Source organism: Pedobacter humicola, assembly GCF_056490705.1.
In genome coordinates, this window is sequence record NZ_JBWJIG010000001.1 from 693,939 (window position 1) to 712,604 (window position 18,666).

The 18,666-nt window shown below is 39.8% G+C and carries 24 protein-coding genes; 11 read left to right on the plus strand and 13 right to left on the minus strand.

The features are described 5' to 3' along the window. Positions 1 to 63 precede the first annotated feature (63 nt). Positions 64 to 918: an AraC family transcriptional regulator gene (locus AC04Q1_RS02935; protein ID WP_478361653.1), complete on the plus strand. Its 855-nt coding sequence runs from the start codon at positions 64 to 66 to the stop codon at positions 916 to 918. A 75-nt stretch (positions 919 to 993) separates the two neighbouring features. Beyond that, the gene (locus AC04Q1_RS02940; RefSeq protein WP_478361654.1) at positions 994 to 1,686 is read left to right on the plus strand and encodes an SIP domain-containing protein; all 693 of its coding nucleotides are present in this window, start codon (positions 994 to 996) and stop codon (positions 1,684 to 1,686) included. 10 nt (positions 1,687 to 1,696) lie between these two features. Here AC04Q1_RS02940 and AC04Q1_RS02945 read toward each other — a convergent pair whose 3' ends face one another. From AC04Q1_RS02945 to AC04Q1_RS02960, 4 genes are read right to left on the minus strand one after another with little or no spacing between them, the layout of a single operon-like run. Next, the gene (locus AC04Q1_RS02945) at positions 1,697 to 2,680 is read right to left on the minus strand and encodes a hypothetical protein (RefSeq protein ID WP_478361656.1); all 984 of its coding nucleotides are present in this window, start codon (positions 2,678 to 2,680) and stop codon (positions 1,697 to 1,699) included. 13 nt (positions 2,681 to 2,693) lie between these two features. Continuing rightward, positions 2,694 to 3,032: a DUF3817 domain-containing protein gene (locus AC04Q1_RS02950; RefSeq protein WP_478361658.1), complete on the minus strand. Its 339-nt coding sequence runs from the start codon at positions 3,030 to 3,032 to the stop codon at positions 2,694 to 2,696. Between the two features lie 15 nt (positions 3,033 to 3,047). Then, the gene (locus AC04Q1_RS02955; protein ID WP_478361660.1) at positions 3,048 to 3,512 is read right to left on the minus strand and encodes a hypothetical protein; all 465 of its coding nucleotides are present in this window, start codon (positions 3,510 to 3,512) and stop codon (positions 3,048 to 3,050) included. A gap of 50 nt (positions 3,513 to 3,562) precedes the next feature. Then, positions 3,563 to 4,147, minus strand: coding sequence for a TetR/AcrR family transcriptional regulator (locus tag AC04Q1_RS02960; RefSeq protein WP_478361662.1), 585 nt, complete (start codon positions 4,145 to 4,147; stop codon positions 3,563 to 3,565). Between the two features lie 280 nt (positions 4,148 to 4,427). Here AC04Q1_RS02960 and AC04Q1_RS02965 point away from each other — a divergent pair, with 280 nt between their 5' ends. The 4 genes from AC04Q1_RS02965 to mug all read left to right on the plus strand — a co-directional run bounded on the left by AC04Q1_RS02965 (position 4,428) and on the right by mug (position 6,937). After that, complete coding sequence (locus AC04Q1_RS02965) at positions 4,428 to 4,949, plus strand: N-acetyltransferase (RefSeq protein WP_478361664.1); 522 nt, start codon at positions 4,428 to 4,430, stop codon at positions 4,947 to 4,949. Positions 4,950 to 5,037: 88 nt separating this feature from the next. Continuing rightward, positions 5,038 to 5,940 (plus strand): aldo/keto reductase, encoded by a 903-nt coding sequence (locus AC04Q1_RS02970; RefSeq protein WP_478361665.1) that lies wholly within the window; start codon positions 5,038 to 5,040, stop codon positions 5,938 to 5,940. 13 nt (positions 5,941 to 5,953) lie between these two features. Further along, complete coding sequence (locus AC04Q1_RS02975; protein WP_478361667.1) at positions 5,954 to 6,337, plus strand: nuclear transport factor 2 family protein; 384 nt, start codon at positions 5,954 to 5,956, stop codon at positions 6,335 to 6,337. Positions 6,338 to 6,439: 102 nt separating this feature from the next. Beyond that, on the plus strand, positions 6,440 to 6,937 hold the full coding sequence (mug, locus tag AC04Q1_RS02980) for a G/U mismatch-specific DNA glycosylase (RefSeq protein ID WP_478361668.1): 498 nt from the start codon (positions 6,440 to 6,442) through the stop codon (positions 6,935 to 6,937). 300 nt (positions 6,938 to 7,237) lie between these two features. On the opposite strand, the gene AC04Q1_RS02985 is transcribed toward mug, so the two are convergent. From AC04Q1_RS02985 to AC04Q1_RS03010, 6 genes are all read right to left on the minus strand, one after another. Then, on the minus strand, positions 7,238 to 7,468 hold the full coding sequence (locus AC04Q1_RS02985) for a hypothetical protein (protein ID WP_478361669.1): 231 nt from the start codon (positions 7,466 to 7,468) through the stop codon (positions 7,238 to 7,240). A gap of 9 nt (positions 7,469 to 7,477) precedes the next feature. After that, the gene (locus tag AC04Q1_RS02990; RefSeq protein ID WP_478361671.1) at positions 7,478 to 9,103 is read right to left on the minus strand and encodes an MFS transporter; all 1,626 of its coding nucleotides are present in this window, start codon (positions 9,101 to 9,103) and stop codon (positions 7,478 to 7,480) included. Further along, complete coding sequence (locus AC04Q1_RS02995) at positions 9,100 to 10,149, minus strand: HlyD family secretion protein (RefSeq protein WP_478361673.1); 1,050 nt, start codon at positions 10,147 to 10,149, stop codon at positions 9,100 to 9,102. The genes AC04Q1_RS02990 and AC04Q1_RS02995 overlap by 4 nt, the downstream gene beginning before the upstream one ends. Before the next feature lie 12 nt (positions 10,150 to 10,161). Further along, complete coding sequence (locus AC04Q1_RS03000) at positions 10,162 to 11,523, minus strand: TolC family protein (protein ID WP_478361675.1); 1,362 nt, start codon at positions 11,521 to 11,523, stop codon at positions 10,162 to 10,164. A gap of 106 nt (positions 11,524 to 11,629) precedes the next feature. After that, positions 11,630 to 12,493: a helix-turn-helix domain-containing protein gene (locus AC04Q1_RS03005; protein WP_478361677.1), complete on the minus strand. Its 864-nt coding sequence runs from the start codon at positions 12,491 to 12,493 to the stop codon at positions 11,630 to 11,632. Between the two features lie 166 nt (positions 12,494 to 12,659). After that, positions 12,660 to 12,998 (minus strand): hypothetical protein, encoded by a 339-nt coding sequence (locus AC04Q1_RS03010; protein WP_478361679.1) that lies wholly within the window; start codon positions 12,996 to 12,998, stop codon positions 12,660 to 12,662. A 151-nt stretch (positions 12,999 to 13,149) separates the two neighbouring features. Here AC04Q1_RS03010 and AC04Q1_RS03015 point away from each other — a divergent pair, with 151 nt between their 5' ends. Then, a complete protein-coding gene (locus AC04Q1_RS03015; protein WP_478361680.1) occupies positions 13,150 to 13,329 on the plus strand; it encodes a hypothetical protein in 180 nt (59 codons plus the stop codon). Between the two features lie 38 nt (positions 13,330 to 13,367). Here AC04Q1_RS03015 and AC04Q1_RS03020 read toward each other — a convergent pair whose 3' ends face one another. From AC04Q1_RS03020 to AC04Q1_RS03030, 3 genes are all read right to left on the minus strand, one after another. Then, complete coding sequence (locus tag AC04Q1_RS03020; RefSeq protein ID WP_478361681.1) at positions 13,368 to 14,240, minus strand: helix-turn-helix domain-containing protein; 873 nt, start codon at positions 14,238 to 14,240, stop codon at positions 13,368 to 13,370. A 55-nt stretch (positions 14,241 to 14,295) separates the two neighbouring features. Beyond that, positions 14,296 to 14,757 carry a DUF983 domain-containing protein gene (locus AC04Q1_RS03025; protein WP_478361683.1) on the minus strand — a complete coding sequence of 154 codons (462 nt, stop codon included), beginning with the start codon at positions 14,755 to 14,757 and terminating at the stop codon, positions 14,296 to 14,298. 124 nt (positions 14,758 to 14,881) lie between these two features. After that, a complete protein-coding gene (locus AC04Q1_RS03030; protein ID WP_478361685.1) occupies positions 14,882 to 15,292 on the minus strand; it encodes a nuclear transport factor 2 family protein in 411 nt (136 codons plus the stop codon). A 227-nt stretch (positions 15,293 to 15,519) separates the two neighbouring features. Between AC04Q1_RS03030 and AC04Q1_RS03035 the strand changes: the two genes are divergently transcribed. The 4 genes from AC04Q1_RS03035 (at position 15,520) to AC04Q1_RS03050 (ending at position 18,209) form a co-directional block, all read left to right on the plus strand. Then, complete coding sequence (locus AC04Q1_RS03035) at positions 15,520 to 16,383, plus strand: helix-turn-helix domain-containing protein (RefSeq protein WP_478361687.1); 864 nt, start codon at positions 15,520 to 15,522, stop codon at positions 16,381 to 16,383. 202 nt (positions 16,384 to 16,585) lie between these two features. After that, positions 16,586 to 17,569 carry a type I glyceraldehyde-3-phosphate dehydrogenase gene (locus tag AC04Q1_RS03040; RefSeq protein WP_478361689.1) on the plus strand — a complete coding sequence of 328 codons (984 nt, stop codon included), beginning with the start codon at positions 16,586 to 16,588 and terminating at the stop codon, positions 17,567 to 17,569. Between the two features lie 23 nt (positions 17,570 to 17,592). Further along, positions 17,593 to 17,820: a hypothetical protein gene (locus AC04Q1_RS03045; RefSeq protein WP_478361690.1), complete on the plus strand. Its 228-nt coding sequence runs from the start codon at positions 17,593 to 17,595 to the stop codon at positions 17,818 to 17,820. Then, positions 17,748 to 18,209 carry a pyridoxamine 5'-phosphate oxidase family protein gene (locus tag AC04Q1_RS03050; protein WP_478361885.1) on the plus strand — a complete coding sequence of 154 codons (462 nt, stop codon included), beginning with the start codon at positions 17,748 to 17,750 and terminating at the stop codon, positions 18,207 to 18,209. The genes AC04Q1_RS03045 and AC04Q1_RS03050 overlap by 73 nt, the downstream gene beginning before the upstream one ends. Positions 18,210 to 18,666: the final 457 nt, after the last annotated feature.

Here is an 18,666-nt window from a genome sequence, read left to right on the forward strand (position 1 = left end):
TTCAAAAGCCTTTAAGTTCAGATTTCAGATCACATCAAATAAACAAAATGATTAACTTTGGACATGAACCACATCCCGGTACATTCGTTACAAGACAGAACTACACATGGACTGCAGATTAAACATTTTAATAAGGATGAACTGCCTAAAGATGATGTGATCACACTCGGTGCACACCGCGACGACCACTATATTTTCTTTTTATTGGAAGAAGGTGTCGGATCATTGATGATCGATTTCAATGAAGTGCATTTGTCCGGAAATATGCTATACTACGTATTACCTGCCCAGGTACACCACCGGATCCGAAACGAAGCTGCAACCGGATGGTTTGTTGCCGTTGATACCTCGCTCATTCCGCGCGAATGCAGAAATGTTTTTGAGAGTCAGCTATCACTTCAACAGCCCTACCCACTCCTTGCCAACGAGTCCAGGCAATGTCATGAATTACTGTTGCTGCTCAACGAAAAACAAGGCGAAGATACAAGTGCGCCTTTTTATACCACCATCGTGCATTCTTTACTTCAATCTTTTATTGGTATGGCAGCAGGTTGTTACAGTCAATATGCCGGTTTAAACCTCAATTTATCACGTCCGGCGCAGATCAGTGCACAATTTAAACGTTTGCTGGGTACTGAACTCCACTCAAAAAAAAGTCCCGCAGAATATGCTTCACTTTTAAATATTTCAGAATCTTATCTGAGCGAGGCGCTAAAAAAACATACCGGTTTTCATGCCAGCTACTGGATCCAGCAGGAAGTGATGATGGAAGCCAAAAGGTTGCTGTATTACAGTGAGCTTACCGTGAAAGAAATTGCACATAGTTTAGGTTATAATGACCACTCCTATTTCTGCCGTTTATTCCGCAAGGTAACCGGAACTCCCGCAATAGCCTTTCGGCAGCAGTACCGGAAATAGTCCTATCATTACAACGATTCGGCTATTTTAACAAGCCTGAAAACGGAGTTTCTTTGTAGTATTAAAACATACGATATGGAAACCTCTATTTTACATCAGATCAGAAAAAGAGCCGGAAAGATTATTGAAAACCAATTGCTCAAAACCGGGCGTGTGCTTGATGTGCGTTGTTGGGAATCTTCCGATATGATCGAAATCGACCTGCACCTGCCATCTGCCGATATGCATACCTGGAACCAGATCCCATATATTAAACTTTGCGTGGATGACTTTACTTTTCGCGATTATACACCGTTTGGATGGGATGCAGAAATAGCCACCTGTTCACTGTTGATCGATACCGATCACGACGGTCCGGGAAGCCGTTGGGCCAAATCACTCCGTACCGGCGACACCATCCATTACCTGAAAACGGAAAGTACACGCCAGGCGCCACATCCAACTGATTTTGTGGTTGGCCTGGGCGACGCCAGCAGTCTGGGCCATCTGCTCGCCCTGCAACAGCTCACCATGCCCAAAGCCCGTTTTGATGGTGCAGTGCTCTTACCCAACCCAATCAATGGAAAGTTACTATTAGAATATTTTTCTACACCATTGAATATCCTACCGACAGCTTCGGAAATTACAGATTGGTTATTAAAACAAGGATATTGTACTGCACACACCTGGTTTTACCTTATCGGAAATGATCATTTTGTTGCAGAATTACGCAAATTATTGAAAGGCTTAGGACATCACAATATCCGGGTAAAGGGATTTTGGTCTTGATCAGGTACATCTATGGGATTTCGCTGATGTATTTTTTAATCAGCGCTACCCCATCCCTGTCAATAATAGTGGTACCGATTTTGGGCATATGGTACTCGCCCATTTCGGCCGTTCTTACAATGATATTGCTTTTATTAAACCTGATACCTGTATGGTCTAAATCCGTCTTATAATCAAGATTTAAAGTCGTATGACCAGCAACACCACCCGGTTGATGGCAATGTGCACAATTGATATCCATATATGCCCTGGCTCTTTGTACCAATGGTAAGGAAAGATCATGGTAGTTGGGTAAGCTGGTTAAAGCATCGATTGGTGTCTTTTTAAAAATTCCTTTTTTCATCAGGTAAACCAACTGGTTGATACTTTTGCCATCCCTTTCAACCCTGATGTTGAGGTTTCTGATTTTTGGTCCGATTGGAAGGATTGTTTCATTTAACCGGTGGCAGCTTCCACATTCTTCCCTTGTAGGGATGTGATAGGCGATTTTGAGTTGCTTACCAGTTTGGTTGGTAAAATGGATTGGAACCCTTGCACCTTTGGTTACCAGGAAAGCTTCATTTTGCGCCGCATTCCACCGGAAAGTGGCTACATTCCATTTCGATTGACGTAATATAAGTAAACGCGTTTCTATTATCTGCCTGCCTTTATTGACCACATGTGTATAATAAAAAGTTTTGGCGATAATCGTCCCTTCGGGGAAAACAGGCAAGCCCTCCCCATTTAAGATCACCTGCCTGCCTCTGGGCAATTTGATTAAACGCTGTTTTTCTGCCTCATCGGTAAAAAGCGTAGAAGAAAGCTGCAGGGTCTCCACGCCATTATTGGGTTCGAGGCCAGCCATGTTTCCCTTAAAAAGCTTGTAAAAAGATAACTTGCTATCGAAACTGATTACATTATCAATATTTTTTGTACCTGAGTTATGGCACGACAATACATAAACTACCGGACACAGCAAAACAGCCATGATGAGGAGGTATTTCTTGAATTTCATACAGAAAAGCCGCTTAGTTTAACCTTTTTCCGTCATCTTCATGGATAATGGATTGAGGGATTAAAATATACCTATCGACGTAAAAAGTACCGAAGGGAATTACACAGGCAACGAGCACTTTCCATGTTAGTTTAGAGAATATCCATTTATAGGAAACGCCAACACTGAGCGTAATGAAAACAAACAGGCAAAAAAGCAGGCCATGTATCGGGCCCATGAATTTTACCAGTTCGGGCCGGTTTAAAAAGTATTTAAGCGGAACGGCAACAAATACAAGTACCAACAGAGAAATGCCTTCGAGAAAACCAATGATTCTGAGTCTTCCGATAGGGGTTTTTAAAAGATTGAACATAACAATTGAATGGATTTAAAATGATCTTATAAACGGACGGTTGGCAAGCGGGGAAAATGGCCATGGAATAGCCACAATGATAACCAACAGCGCAAGGACAAACCATATGAGCATGGTAGAAAATTTCTCCTTATCGGCTGGCATTCTTTTGGCTTTGGCCGAACCGATGGTGATCAGTACAACAGCTGTGGCCATAAGCCAAATATGTACATACTTAAAAAATACATGTTCGCTCAGTAATTGATGGGATTCGTTTGTTGGCAAAGCATATTTAACCACCGGGCTAATCATATATAGACTTAACCCCAGCAGCAGCTGAATCTGTGCAATTGTAGCCGTAACATGCCTCATCATATTATCATGGGCGGTAAATGCCCTTTGTAACCAACGGCCCCTACCCGCAATATAAATGCTGTAAAGAAGCGATAAGAGCACGAGCCACCTGTTAACCGAATGTAGACTTAAAAGAATCTGATGCATAAATAAAAGTTTAAAACATACTAATTAGTATGTTTTTGGATAAAAAAATATTAAAGATTGGTTAAATACATTTTAAGGCCTTTCAAATAGGTTTTATAACTTGCTTTACCCAAAGCCTTGCCCACGTTCCTCACTCCCCCATATCCCGAAATGATCAGCATGGCGGTTTCTTCCGGAACAAAAGCACTTTTAAACAGCCGAGCAGATTGTCCCTTATTAAGGGAGGCCACAATTGCATTCTGCCAGTGCAAAACCAGTTTGGACAATGCTTTTTTAAACGTATCGTTCATTGGCGACATTTCTTCAATCATGTTAATTGCAGGACAGCCGTAATCAACATCAAAAAAGGGATCCTTAAGCAAAAGATTTTCCATCATCTCATAGATATCTTTTTTCGGATCATTGCCTTCCACTAATGGCTTAATCAATACGTTATACATACCCGGGTAAAGAAATTCGTTGATCAGGCTTAAACCCATCTCATCTTTCGTCTTAAAGTGATAAAAGAAAGCACCCTTGGTGAGCTGTGTAGTTGCCACGATTTCATCGATACTGGTTCCCTGATAACCTCTGCGGTAGATCAGATCAAAAGATTTCTGCAAAATCATCAAACGGGTATCAGTTGCCTTCGACATAACATACTAATTAGTATGTTGCAAACATAAAGAATATTTTAAGTCGAATTCTAATGGATTTGTCATAAACATCTTGAGGTCATGGTGGAGATCAAACATCATTATATAAAGGCTATTTCGACTAATATCAACGCAATTTCGCCTACTCTCAGCGGCTTTTTAACCTGAAATTTGATTGTAAAGTAATTCATGAGAAAATGGGATCGCAGAGATATCAACTTCATGAACAAGGAATTTAGCGATTCCTGTAACAGAGCCAAGGACTTACAGATTAAATAAAATGGCAACTAGCATCATAACAAAATTCACGATTGGAACCGAGGAAGGCATCAATACCTTATTTTTTATCAGCAGTGAAATAACAAGAGAGCGGTTGAAGGAGAAAATTTCAGATCAGGAACTTGAGGATTATATCAGTACAAACTTTAATAAAGACACCTTAATGGGCGAATTAAACAGCTTGTCTAATCAATACCTTATTGTTTACGCAGATGATAAGCCTGCTGGTTATGCCAAAGTAAGTTCCAAAGGAATAAGGCCATCGATTTTTGGTGGCAAAACACTGGCCAGAATAAGTGATTTTGGCGTATTGGCTAAATATGATGATCCTTTGATCTGTAAATCGTTATTCGAAAAATGCCTTTCGATATCCAAAATGCAACAAGTGATCTGGATAAGTGATTTCGAAGGCAGTCCTTATCTGGACTTATTTGAATGTTATGGTTTCAAAAAAGAAATCAATATTACACTCTCAAAGGAACTGTCCTTGCCTGTAACTCACTTTGTGAAAGAGAAACCGTAAATTTAATAGCTTCACGCTTTTGGCAAAGGTCAATCTAACTGAATTTCTTAATCAATACTGATATAAACACCATTAAATATAGCATTAAATGAATACCAGAAATAACGAATTGAATATGCCAATGCTTGGTTTTGGCACTTTAATACCGGATGCCGCCACTACAATCAGCGCTACAAAGTATGCCTTAGCGGCTGGGTTTAGGCATTTTGATGCCGCAGAACGGTACCGCAACGAAACAGAGGTTGGCATAGCCTTACATGATGGAATTGCCAGTGGCATTAAACGCGAAGATATTTTTGTAACCACTAAACTGTGGAATACCAACCACAGGCCAGAGCGTGTTGAGGCAGCATTTGAGGCCAGCTTAAAACGGTTGCAGCTTACTTATATTGATCTATACCTGATCCATACGCCATTTGCATTTCAACCTGGAGACGAACAGGATCCCAGGGATGGAGATGGAAACCTTATTTACGACCATAGCATTAGTTTGCCCGATACCTGGAAAGCAATGGAACACCTGGTAGATGGTGGTAAATGCAGGGCCATTGGTCTTTCGGATATAAATTTAGAACAATTAAAAGAGATCTACGAATCAGCGAGGATTAAACCAGCGGTGATACAGGTGGAAGCACACCCATATTTGCCTGAAACAGAATTATTGGAATATTGTAAAGAAAAAGGCATTATATTTTTGGCTTTTGCACCACTGGGTCATGGAATAAGACCGGGTCTGCTAGAAAACCCGGTAATTAATGCGATTGCTTCCCGTGTAGAGAAAACACCAGCTCAAGTGCTTCTGGCCTGGGCAGTACAGCGGGGTACAGCACTACTTACCACACCAAAAACAGCTGAACGTGTAAAAGAAAATTTCGATATCTCTCCCCTTCCGGAAGATGCGATGGAAGAAATTAATGCGATAAAAACCAGGCAACGTTACAATCACGTGGTAAAAACTGGTTCGCCAGGTTTCATTCCACAAGGCAGTTAAACAAGTTAAGCTGATGAAAGACGAAAAAATACGTGAAGCCCTTATGGCACACTGGCATGCTTCGGCAATCGGTGATTTTGATGCAGAACATGAGATTTATGATGATGATGCGATTTGCGATTATCCGCAATCGGGTGAACGGATTATTGGACGGCGTAATTTACAGGCTTTAAGGAGTCACCATCCTGATAAACCTTCGGGCTTCGAGATTAAGCGGATCACTGGAAATGGCAACCTCTGGATCACAGAATATAGCATTGATTACCGGGAGCAGTCTGCCTATACCGTAAGCATTATGGAATTTGTTGATGGAAAAGTAGTACATGAAATACAATATTTTGCTGAAGGCTTTCACCCGCCTGCCTGGAGGAGTAATTGGGTAGTGCTGATTCCGTGATGCACATTAGTGATAAATGTTTATGCTGATCCTGCAAAATAATCGATATTAATAACCAGATCCGATAATAAAAAGAGTAATGGCTAATTAGCCCCACCATTTATGCTAACTGATATTATTGACAAAGACCTTAAAATAATTTTCTGTAGAATTAACCCAGGACTAAAATCGGCATGGGACGGACATCATTTTTCGGGCCGCAGCAACCGGTTCTGGAAAACACTTCATCTGGCCGGCTTTACACCCTACCAAATTGATGGGATGAACGATACAAGTATTCTCGATTTTGGTTATGGACTAACTACCGCGGTAGATAGGGCAACCATACGTGCTGACGAACTTTCTAAAGAGGAATTTGCGGCTTCCATCGAAGCCTTTAAGAAAAAAATGATTCACTATCAGCCAAAATATATTGCATTTCTAGGCAAAGCAGCCTACATGGCTTTTTCAGGGAATAAACATTTAACCTGGGGCCATCAGGAAGAAAAATTCTGTGGTGCCTCTGTTTGGATATTGCCTAATCCCAGTGGCTTAAACAGGGGGTTTACACTTAACGATCTTGTGAAACATTATAGCGAATTATATTCAGCTATGTTCTGACGATCCAAATTTCCCTCTTTATCCATATTGCCTAAAACAATCCACGAGACTGAAATCGCTTTACCATTTAAGAAATATAAGGTCATTTTAAATGACATGTCTTATATTTCTTATGGTAAAAGCATGGGCAAGTTAGCTGATAAAGGAGATATTTAACCACCTGGGTGTTTCTAGGTGTCTAAGGCTTTCGATTAAATCTGAAGTTTATATTTTTAAACCCCTAACACCTTAGCGCTCCTGAGTTTCTCTTACCATTTCTCATTGGCGATAGCCCCGATGCATACTTCCAACTAAGCTTTTTTATTGCAATATATTAATGTTAGCATAGCCTTCACAAGGCGATTGAGACTTTTCATTGATGGTCTTATACAATAAATTTATTGGTCCTTCCTTAGAAAATATCTCGTTTAAGTAATCAGGTATGGGTGTTGATTTCTTGAACTCCTGCCCTTTAGTATTAAGCTCATCATTATTTTGAATACTGGTCATCTTTTCTATTGATTTTTCTGTTTGCTGCGCTGGATTTTCCATTTTATTTAATTATTTTAAAGTTTTTAGATTTGAACGATAGTTTAGGTTGTTGATGGTGAATCTCTTCTTACCCCAGTGATAGCTTTTACCTATTGATGGAATAAAGATAATAAGCAAGGCGATGCCGATTAATACCATGCCAAACAGCATAAATATGTCTCGGTTGCCGAGCAATTGACTCTGTTGATTCAGGTTTTGCCAAATGGCAGCATTTGCCAGTGCCGAGGCCTGATCGGCTGTAAAACCCTTAGTGATATATAATCCCCGGTAGAAACTCAGCCTTTCGGCCATATTTTGGCTTTCAGGGCTTAAATAACCTAGAAATCTTTCCTTAAACCTTTGGCTAAGATAGAGTTGCAGGTTATAAAAGCCTGCAAAAGAATTTAAAGTTGCGGTAAACCGCGTACAGGCCGCGAGTACCAATCCTGTTGCACCGGTATCAGCTGGTGCTGAAGATAATACATATATCATCAGGGGAACAAATAACAAACCTGAAGCTGCTCCCTGAATAAATATGGGAGCCAGGAGATCTGCAAAAGAAAGATCGGGGGTGAGCAAAAAAGACATCCACATGTTAACCGCACCCATGAGGCCAAATCCAGTTATAAAAAGCATTTTTAGTCTGACTCTTTTCGCAAGCAGCAATTGAATTGAAATCACCAGCATTCCAACCATTGCTACAATATTGCAGAGCCCCAATTCGATTACCTCCAGTGTGCTCCATTTCAGGATACCTGTTGCATAATTGTAAATTAGGTTAATACTATCCTTACTTCCATAATAAATGGCCAAAAGGCAAATGCCTATTACAAAACTGCGCAATTTAAACGCCTTAAGGTGTACCACGGGCCTTTTAACAATGTGCTGCCTGTACAGAAACATTAGCGCTCCGGTTATCGTGGCGAGGGTGCTGTAACATATGCGTTTATCAGCGAACCAATAATATTTCGATCCATAGATGATAGTATAGGCTGACGCCAGTGCTGTAAAGGCAAAAATCACCATTCCACTCCAATCAATCTGGTAAAGCGGGTAAGCTTTATGACCTGATGACTGCTTCAACATGAGCAGAATGATCAGCACCATTAACAATTGAAACATGATCAGGTAATCATAGCTTACCTTCCAATCGGATGATTCGACCACTATACCCGCAACCAAACCGATAAGCACAGTATTGCTCAATATGGTCCCATAAAATACCGCAGGGGCAATGGTCTTTACCTTTTCGGCCGGCAACCTTGTAAATATCAGGAGCAGTGTAAATACCAACACATTGCCTGTTAAAATCCCTTGAAAAAATCTGATCACCAAAAACAGGTTGATATCCCTACAATAAATACAAAGCGCGTTTAAGCATATCGCCAATAGCAAACTCAATATCAAATAGCTCCTTGCCTGGAAATATCTAAAAAAACGGAACTGGAGGGGGATAACGGTAATGATGCCTGCATAGGTTGCCATTACTGCAAACGAAATATCCTCGGGCTGGGCACCAAGATAGCCAACCATATAGTTCTGGGTAAGTACGAACATACCCAGTTGCGATAACGAAGATAGCAATAATAGGAAAAGTGCAATACGTATGCCCCAGTGCCAGCCAGTTATCCAATCTTTAAAATAAACCGGCTTCATGATTTCGCCTGTTTTTTAACTGCAACAGTTACACTCATACCTGCAAGTACGTTTCGCTCTTCTCCCTTATCAAAGCTTATTTTTACCGGAATCCGTTGAATGATCTTCACAAAATTTCCTGTCGAATTATCAGGTGGCAAAAGCGAGAAACGCGAACCTGTTGAGCCCGCAATAGCGATAATCTTGCCTTTAAATACTTTTCCATCTATTGCATCCACCCTGATTTCTACAGGCTGCCCTACATACATTCCGCTCACCTGTGTTTCTTTATAATTCGCCGTAATCCACTTCTCTTTTTCATTTATAATGCTTACCAATGGCTGCCCACTTTGTATCTGCTGGCCTTCCATAATATTTTTGCGTCCGAGTCTGCCGCTATAGGGTGCACGGATAACAGTATATGATAGGTTTAACCTAGCCAGCTCTAATGCGGCTTGTTTTCTTTTGATATCGGCCTGCAGAATGGCGAAATGGCTTTTTAGTTCTATAATCCGGGATTCACTGGTTTTAAGTCCGTTTTGTGCGCCGCTATAATCGCTCGCCGCTACATCATAACGTGCTTTTACCTGTTCGAGATCGGCACCCGTTGCTGCCTCTTCCTTTACCAGATTGCTATAGCGCTCAATGTCTTGCTGCTGCTGTACATATCGCGCCTTTGCACCATTAATCTGATCCTTATTAACCCGCGTACCTGTTTTGGCCGAACTGATACCTGCGCTAAGCACGGTAAGCTGTGCCCGGGCATCATCCATCGCAGCTTCAGCAGCCTGAAGCTGTGCACGGTACTCCCTGTCGTCTAACACCACCAAGGTATCGCCCTGTTTTACGATCTGATGTTCGTTAAAACGCACTTCCTGTATATAACCTCCAGCCCTGGCCGAAACCGGATTGATGTACGATTCTACCTGTGCATCGTTTGTTTCTGCATAAGCATTACTATATTTCCAGTATTGATAAAAATATACTATACCAACAAGTACCAGTACTATTCCCGCAACCGTGATCACGACGTTTCCCGGATGTATTTTATGATTCTCTTTTTTCATTTTTATTTTTTATTATAAATTGCCACTGCTGTAAAGGACATGGTAATAGATGGCCAGGGCATCAGTTTGTGCCTTTACCAGATTAAATCTCGATTCTTGATAGAGATTATCGGCATCAAGCAGATCAGTCAGCAGAGATAACTGGTTCAAGTATTTGGTATTTACGATCTTGTAATTTACTTGGGCCTGCAGTACAGAATGTTCATTAACTGATATCCGCTTAAGGGCTTCTGCATATCTGATGGCGTAAGATTTTAACAAAATCCGTGCGTCATCACGGGAGGCTTCTTTCTGTATTTCAAGTTCTTTTACCCGTAATTTACTTGCAGTAAGTTTGCTTTTGTTGTGGTATATGGAAGAAATGCTATACTGTACCTTGAAACCCACAAAACCAATGGAATATGCCTGGTCAACAGGTGGAAAGAAAAGGTAATTGGGATAATTTAAGCCATAGCCTGCGTACAAACCAAAGCTGGGTAAATTGCTACTTTGTATTCCTTTTAGTTTCGTTGCTTGCAGTTCCATGTTTTCGGTAACTTTCTGTACCGGGTAGGAAGAAACATCTCCCAGGCCAACAAGGGGTAATAGCGAGGCAATATCCGGTTTGCGCATGCCAGCAGAATCGGCAGGGATGATCATTACCGAATCGGGTACATTCATTAGAACATCTAGTTTTTGGTTGGCTATCGAAATATCATTTTCATTCTGCTCAAGCGAAAGGGCTACATTTGATAAGGCTACTTCTGCGCGTAACACATCACTCCTGGTTACCTTCTGATTTTTATAAAGCGAATTGATATTCTTTAACCGCGTTTGTGCTCTTTTAAGCTGCTCAGCGATAAATTTTCGCAGATCGTATAGCCTTAACAATTCAAGATATTGATTGGCCGTTTGTAAAGCAATATTCCCTGCCTGTTCCCGTGTATTCAGTTTGGCTAGGCTTAACCGCAAATCGGCCTCGCTTTCAAATGCCCGTTGCTTGCCTCCGCTGTAAATATTGAACAACGCATCAATACCTAAAGCAGCACTGTTCGAACCTGGTTTTCTCGGCCCAGTAGTAGCATGATTAAGGCCTTCAGTAAAAAGCGTTAGCCCTGAGAAACGCTGATAAGAAGCGTTCGCATTAACCGTTGGCAAGGCATTGCGATAAGCATCCTTACTGTCTTCGGCACTGGCATCTTGCCCGATATTGGCGGCCATTAGCCATTTATTCTGACTTTTGGCAAATTGTATGGCCTCGGCAAGGCTAACCTTATAGTTCGCCCCAGCTAATACCTGAGCGCTTACCCTGATTGGCTTTGATAAAAAAATATTGAGCAATAAAAGTAAAATTATTAAAAACGGACCTTTGCCGTTACAAGCATATTGATACATGGCTTATTGTCTTTTGATTAGACAAAAATCCTGTAAAATATGGCCCTATAGTCGATTATATTGCGCTAATATTAGTCGAAATGGCGTATTACACTGAAAAGAGTTTTTAATTAAACTGTTTGCGGTACTCGAGGGGCGATATACCGGAATTGGCCTTGAAAAACTTACCAAAAACAGATTGCTCAGAAAAGTTTAACATGCTGCTGATCTGTGATACTGTAAGTGTTTTGTTCTGAAGTAAAACCTTGGCTTCGAGCATCACTGCATCATCGATCCATTTTCCTGCAGATTTGCCGGTCTGTTTTTTTATAGCTGCTGAAAGTGATTTGGGCAATAAAAAAAGCTGATTGGCATAAAAATCGAGTTTACGTTCGTACATGTAGTTTTTGGCCAACAGCTGCCTGAATTTTTTAAAAAGCAGATTGCCTTTTAACGCAGAAGCCGTATCGGGAATGTGCTGACGGTAATAAGCATCAATTTCATAAACCAGTGCAAAAATATAACTCCTGATCAGTTCTTCCTGATGAAAACCACCTGAATCCTGAGTTAATTGAATGAGTTCGTATATTTTGTTGATTTTGATAAAATGGGCATCTTTGAGCGGTAAAACAATAAGTTCGCTATTTTCGAAAAAATTATACTTAAACAGGAAAAACAGATCGGCATAACGTTCCAATAAAAAGGTATCCTTAAAAAATATTACATCCATTTTCAGAAGGTCGCTGCGTTTGCTAAAATACCGGATAACAGATGGTCCTAGCGTAATAATCGCTGGTGCATCAACATCCCATGAGCTTAGCCCAACATTAAGCCTTACGCCCCCTTCTTTAATATAGGCAATGGCATAACTTTCGGCCCTGTAAGGTTCTTCATGGTAAGGATGATCGCCCGAACCAATGAAAAGATACTCCCTGTTATGATCCGGCACTGAGAAAAGCCGGCTGTGCCTTGCAAGAGAAAAGGTCTTCATGTTATCCATTAATATAAAAATACAAAATAGAATCGTTTTCAATGCCATGTGCATTGTTGTATTCTTTTACGATACGCGAAGACCATACCTCACCATTGGCAGAAATATCCCTCAAGAAGGTAATCGCGAAATTTAATGTTGTTTTTATGCTACTACAAAAGAGTAGTTAAGCTTCATCATCGGCTGAAGCAATCCCTAGATTTCTGACCACATTTAATACGCCTGTCCGCCAGTGTAAGTAACCCAATGTTCCACAGATTTCGATTACCTGCTCTTCGATTTTAGCGGGCACGTCATTAACGACACGGAAACGGATTTTATATTTTGGATTGTAACTGATATAGATGATGACATCGGCATTACGCTCCCCAACATCTGAAAGAAACGCCAGATGTTGATCACGCAACTCTTCTGCAGCACGCTGTAAACGTTCATTCATTAACTTCGAAAGCGCTTTATCCGGAACAAAATCAGTCTCCAGAATCGCCAGTACCGTAACAACCATGCCTGCAAAAATAAAAACCTAGGCCATATCTACAAACCCAATTTACCAAAGCATTGAAAATGAGCTATAATAATTTCTCATCCCCATATAAATTTAAATTCTTTTATATCAGCTTAACAGCCTGTTAATAGCAGGCTGTTAATTTGCGTACATGCAGATCACCAGACATAGCTCCAGCCAAATACTTAACGCCATCAAAATAGGCGACCAGATAGAAGATCATCTTGGTAACGAGGGAAGAGTAGTTGATATCGAAATCCTGAAAAAAAATATCGGAATCCAATATTATTTCCGCTTGCATAAGAAAAAAACGATTTTAATTATAAAATAAGCTGATAAAAGTGATTGATCAGTTTAATGAATATACGCTTACATTGCGTAATCTCTTTTAAATTGCTCAGGGGTCAAACCTGAATATTTTTTAAAAAACTTGGTGAAATAGGAATTGTCGTTAAAATTTAACTCGTTTGCAATTTGGGAAATATTGACCTCGCCACTCACTAACAGGCGTTTGGCTTCGAGTAAAATCCGCTCCCGGATCACCTCCCCTGCCTGCGCCCCAATAAGTTCCTTACAAATGGCATTTAAGTGATTAGGTGTGATAAACAGCATTTCCGCATAATCCTTGGGCATTCGTTTCAAGAGATAATTTTCCTCTACCAGCTTTTGAAAATTGCGCAACACCAACATATTGTGTGTTTGGAACTGCGGCAGCTGCGTAACGGCCATATGCTGCTCTACCAATAGGAGAAGGGATAGTAACAGCACTTTTTGAAAATCGATATTTTTATTTTGTACTGTATTAACCTGGTTGTACAATTGTTTACAAATGATCTCTAAATCTGCCCTAACTTCACGGGGTATGGCTTTAACATTTGAATGATGGGTACCTGAAAAAAAGGGGAAACTTTCCAGATAATCTGGTTTTAGCAAAAATGACTGGAAAAAATCCTTTTCAAAATTAACAATATAGCCATCCACATCATCGTTAAAATCCCAGGTGTGCACCTGCCCGGGCGACATAAAATAAATCTGCCATGGAGTTACCTCATATTTATTAAAATCGATAGAATGCCTACCAGCACCAGAGGTAAAAACCACAAAATGATAAAACGTATGCCGATGAGGAAAAATGAGGTTTTTGTGTGTATCCAGATAGTGCTTTAACCGATCGACTAAAATATCACCACGTTGGTTGTCGGTTATTGTACAAGAATCTAGAATGGGGATAACTTCTTTCATTCGCAATATTAATGATTGCGAATCTAATCAATTTAAGAAAGCTCCCCAATAGAAATTAATTTCCATTTGTATTTTCGCCTATCCGGGAGGGATCGTAATGTAATCCCGGAGAGAGCCAGTACAACAAAACCATTCTGGAATACCTGTAATTAAAAGGCGAAAGTAAGGCTACACCAGCGAATATCACAACTACGAAATACCAAAGATTTTCATAAACAATATCAAGACCAAAAACATAAGCGGCTACACTAATCGAAATAATTTCCGCTACATTCATGGCATAGCTTACAAACATGGCCACATAAAAGTATCCGGGTTCGCGTTCGAATTTTAACGCACATACCTTACATACCTCGTTCATCTTTTGAATTTTCAGTCCATAAACCGCACCGGTAAAAACCGATCCCATCCTGCACCTCGGGCATTTTGAATGCACAAAACCACTCCACTGAGATACGGTATGTTTTTCATGACTTAATTTTAAATCTGAAAATTGATTGTTGATGTGCTTTTCCATAAAAAAATTCCTTTATCAAAGGTAAATAGCCAATTGAGATTTTTCATTGTATCAATCAACTTATTAATGGTATTATTTATGGGCTAGTTAATAATTTAACTGTTGCGATTTTGCCTTATCTATTTTATAATCTACGTTCATCTTCTTGTATTGGGAGATCATTGATACTTGCAAATCTTTTTTGCATCAGACCGTTTTCGTCAAATTCCCAATTTTCATTACCATAGGCACGGTACCATTGTGCGTTAACATCGCAGTATTCGTACTCAAATCTAACAGCAATGCGGTTACCGGTAAAAGCCCAAAGCTCTTTTTTAAGTTTATACTGTAATTCTTTTTCCCATTTTCCGGAAAGAAATTCAACAACGGCTTCCCTCCCATTAATAAACGTGGATCTGTTGCGCCACTCCGTATTTTTAGTATAAGCAAGCGAAACCCTAACCGGGTCCTGGCTGTTCCAGGCATCTTCTGCCAATTGTACTTTCTCTATCGCGGTTTCGCGGGTAAATGGTGGTAAAGGAAATTTCTTTTCCATGTCTTTTTGCTTTCAACTTTACCTAAAATTACGCAACCTATGATGAAATAAAATTTATTTGAAAATTTACAGCAAAAAGTACCACAACTCAGTTGAATAGTACCATTTGTGCCTTAAAGGCTATATTCTTCGTTTTCTTTGAGAATAACTGCAGATATACACGCATGGAGAGGAATTAAGCCTATCTCAAATAAGCCTCTTGCTTGAGACTTAAAACAAAGTTATATTTGGAAACAGATCGTTTTACAGCCATGGTTTTTAAAAATAATTCAAATGAGTTTCTATGTGTGACGGAACTGAACAAAGAAAACCAAAACAGCGTTTTCAATGTCCGGGAAACAGATATGACCTTTATTTGGAATACAGGTGATGATTTAAACATCACGGTTGATAAAGTTCCGTACCACCTTTCGAGAAATGAAATTATTTTTCTGACAGAGTTTCATAAAATTGATGCGATTGATATTGATACGGCAAGAATGGTGCGTTTTAATCAACCATTTTTTTGCATCATTAACCATGATAATGAAGTTGGAAGTAAGGGGCTTCTATTTTTTGGGGCAACAGGTGTACCTGTTGTTACAGTTGAGGAACAGTTTGTTAGGGATTTCGAAATCTCATGGGACATTTTCATGAGAGAGATGAGCCAGGATGATATTCTTCAAAAAGATATGTTACAGTCGATGCTTAAACGGATGCTGATCCTATCCGTAAGGATTTTAAGAAAATCGACCAATCTAAATAAGTTGGAAAACAGTCAGGCTGATATGATCAGAGAATTCAATTACCTGGTAGAAAGTCATTTTGCTAAACACCATGATGTTGCCTTTTATGCTTCGAAGCTGAATAAATCGCCCAAAACCCTTTCCAATTTATTCTCTATGGTATCTCAGCGTGCGCCCTTAAACATTATCCACGATAGGATCATGGCGCATGCGCGGCTACAGATACATTACACCAACCTTTCGATTAAAGAAATCGCTTATAAATTGGGTTATGAAGATATCCAAACCTTTAGCCGGTTTTTTAAAAATAAAGAAGGAATATCTCCGGTACAATTCCGCGAAAAAAGTGCCTTGCTTCAAAATTAACCTTCCTTTTCCTCTCGTTTAAAGTTTTCATTAAGGGCATTGCCAGGCCCTTTTTTCCCACTTGCAAACTCATTTGATCCTTTTTTAACCTAAAGGAAAAAATGCCAACTCTTCGGGAAAAGCTGCCTATCAACAGCCTTATCTTTCTTTGCAAATTTGTCCTGTCAAAAAGAAAATAGTGTTTAAATAAAAAAATCAGAAAATGAAAAATATAGCAATTAATGGATTGGGCAGAATAGGCAGAGCAGCACTAAAAGTAATTTTAGAAACTAAAGATTTACAGCCGGTTGGCATAAACGATTTAATGAGCATCGAAAATGCAGTGTATCTTTTGAAACATGATAGCATTTATGGAACTTACGAAAAAGAAGTCAGCCATAAAGACAACTTTATTTATATTAACGGCCAAGCGATCAAGTATACTTCGTTTAAAGAAATAAATGATTTACCCTGGAAAGCGTTGAATGTAGATGTGCTTATAGAAAGTACCGGAGTATTCACCAATAAAGCAGATGCAGAAAAACACATTGCTGCAGGTGCCAGGTTTGTCGTCATTTCGGGACCGACCAAAGATACGCCAACTGTAGTACATGGGGTAAATACAGCAGACGGTAAAGTGAATATATTCTCTTGCGCCAGTTGTACAACCAATAACATTAGTCCAATTATAGAAATTATTGGGCGAAGGATAGGCATAAAAAAGGCCATATTAAATACTACTCATGCCTATACCGCCTCGCAGAGCCTGGTAGATGCACCTTCTAAAAAAGAACCAAGAATGGGTAGGGCAGCCGGAATGAACCTTGCCCCTGCTGCAACTGGTGCAGCCATTGCCACCACCAAAGCGCTACCACAATATTTAGGTAAATTTGATGGCGTGGCCATCCGTGTGCCCGTAGCTATAGGTTCAATTTCTGATATTACATTTATTTCCGAACGGCCAACTACTATAGAAGAAATCAATACCATTTTAAGCGAAGAAGCCGCTACAGAAAGATATCAAAGTGTAATCAGTACCAGTAACGAACCCCTGGTTTCAACAGATATTATCAAAAGCCCTTTTGCTGCGATTGTAGACCTGGAAATGACCCGTGTAGTAGATGGCGATCTGGTTAAAGTAATGGCCTGGTATGATAATGAGTGGGGTTTTACAAATCAAATGATCAGACAGATCCAGTCTCTTTAATTAATAAATCAATACCAATTAAGATGAATTATTCAGAACTGGCATTTACGGATGCCATTAAAAAACTGCAGGAAAGATTGGGCAGCAGGCTCAGTTATGAAAGGATGGAAAAGATGAGCCATGTTGATGGCCTAACGGATTCAGAACAGAGTTTATTGCCCATCTCGATAGTTTTTACATTGCATCTTTTGGTGAAAACGGATATCCTTATATCCAGCACCGTGGTGGACCGAAAGGCTTTATCAAAGTAATCGACAAAGCCACCATTGGCATCGTCGATTTTATCGGCAACCGTCAGTATATTTCCACTGGCAATATCTCAGAAAACCCAAAGGTTTCACTTATTTTGCTCTCCTACCCACTACGGGCAAGGTTAAAAATTTATGCAGAGGCAGAGATCGTCGAAATTGATGAAAATCATAATAATCTGTATGATTTCCTTAAACCCGAAGATTATAAGTTTAAACCCGAACGGATGCTGGTTTTTCATATCAAGGCGTACGATTGGAACTGTCCGCAGCACATCACCCCTAAATACAGTGTAGCGGAAATACAGGAGTTATTTGAACCTCAAAAACAATACATTACAACCTTAGAATTGGAAATTAAAGCCTTAAAGGAAAAGCTCAACAAACAATAATACTGTTTATTATACATCCTATAAGAATCATAAAAGAGGGCGAACATTGATCATGTTCGCCCTCTTTCCGTTTAAAGTCATCACACGTTAAACAGACCTATTTACAGTGAATGGATAGACGATCAATTCATGTGCAACAAAAATAATACAATTAACCGGCTTTGTGTCAGAACGCAAAAGATTAATATATCTCAATAGCAAAAAACAAAAGATCTTTTACCTTCCCAGTAGAAAAATCTCTTCTATCTTAATTTCTGCCATGTAACGGTAATATTTATCCAGGCCAGGCCACAAATAAATACCAATCGGTATATTCGCAACGTAAATTCTATCATTGATAAATCAACCCGGCATTTTGCCCTGCAGAACAAAGACGAATAATAATAAGAAAGAGGATTTCAGACCATAAAAGACGGATTTGGTGTGACTACCACAATCCATTTTTTGATGAAATAAA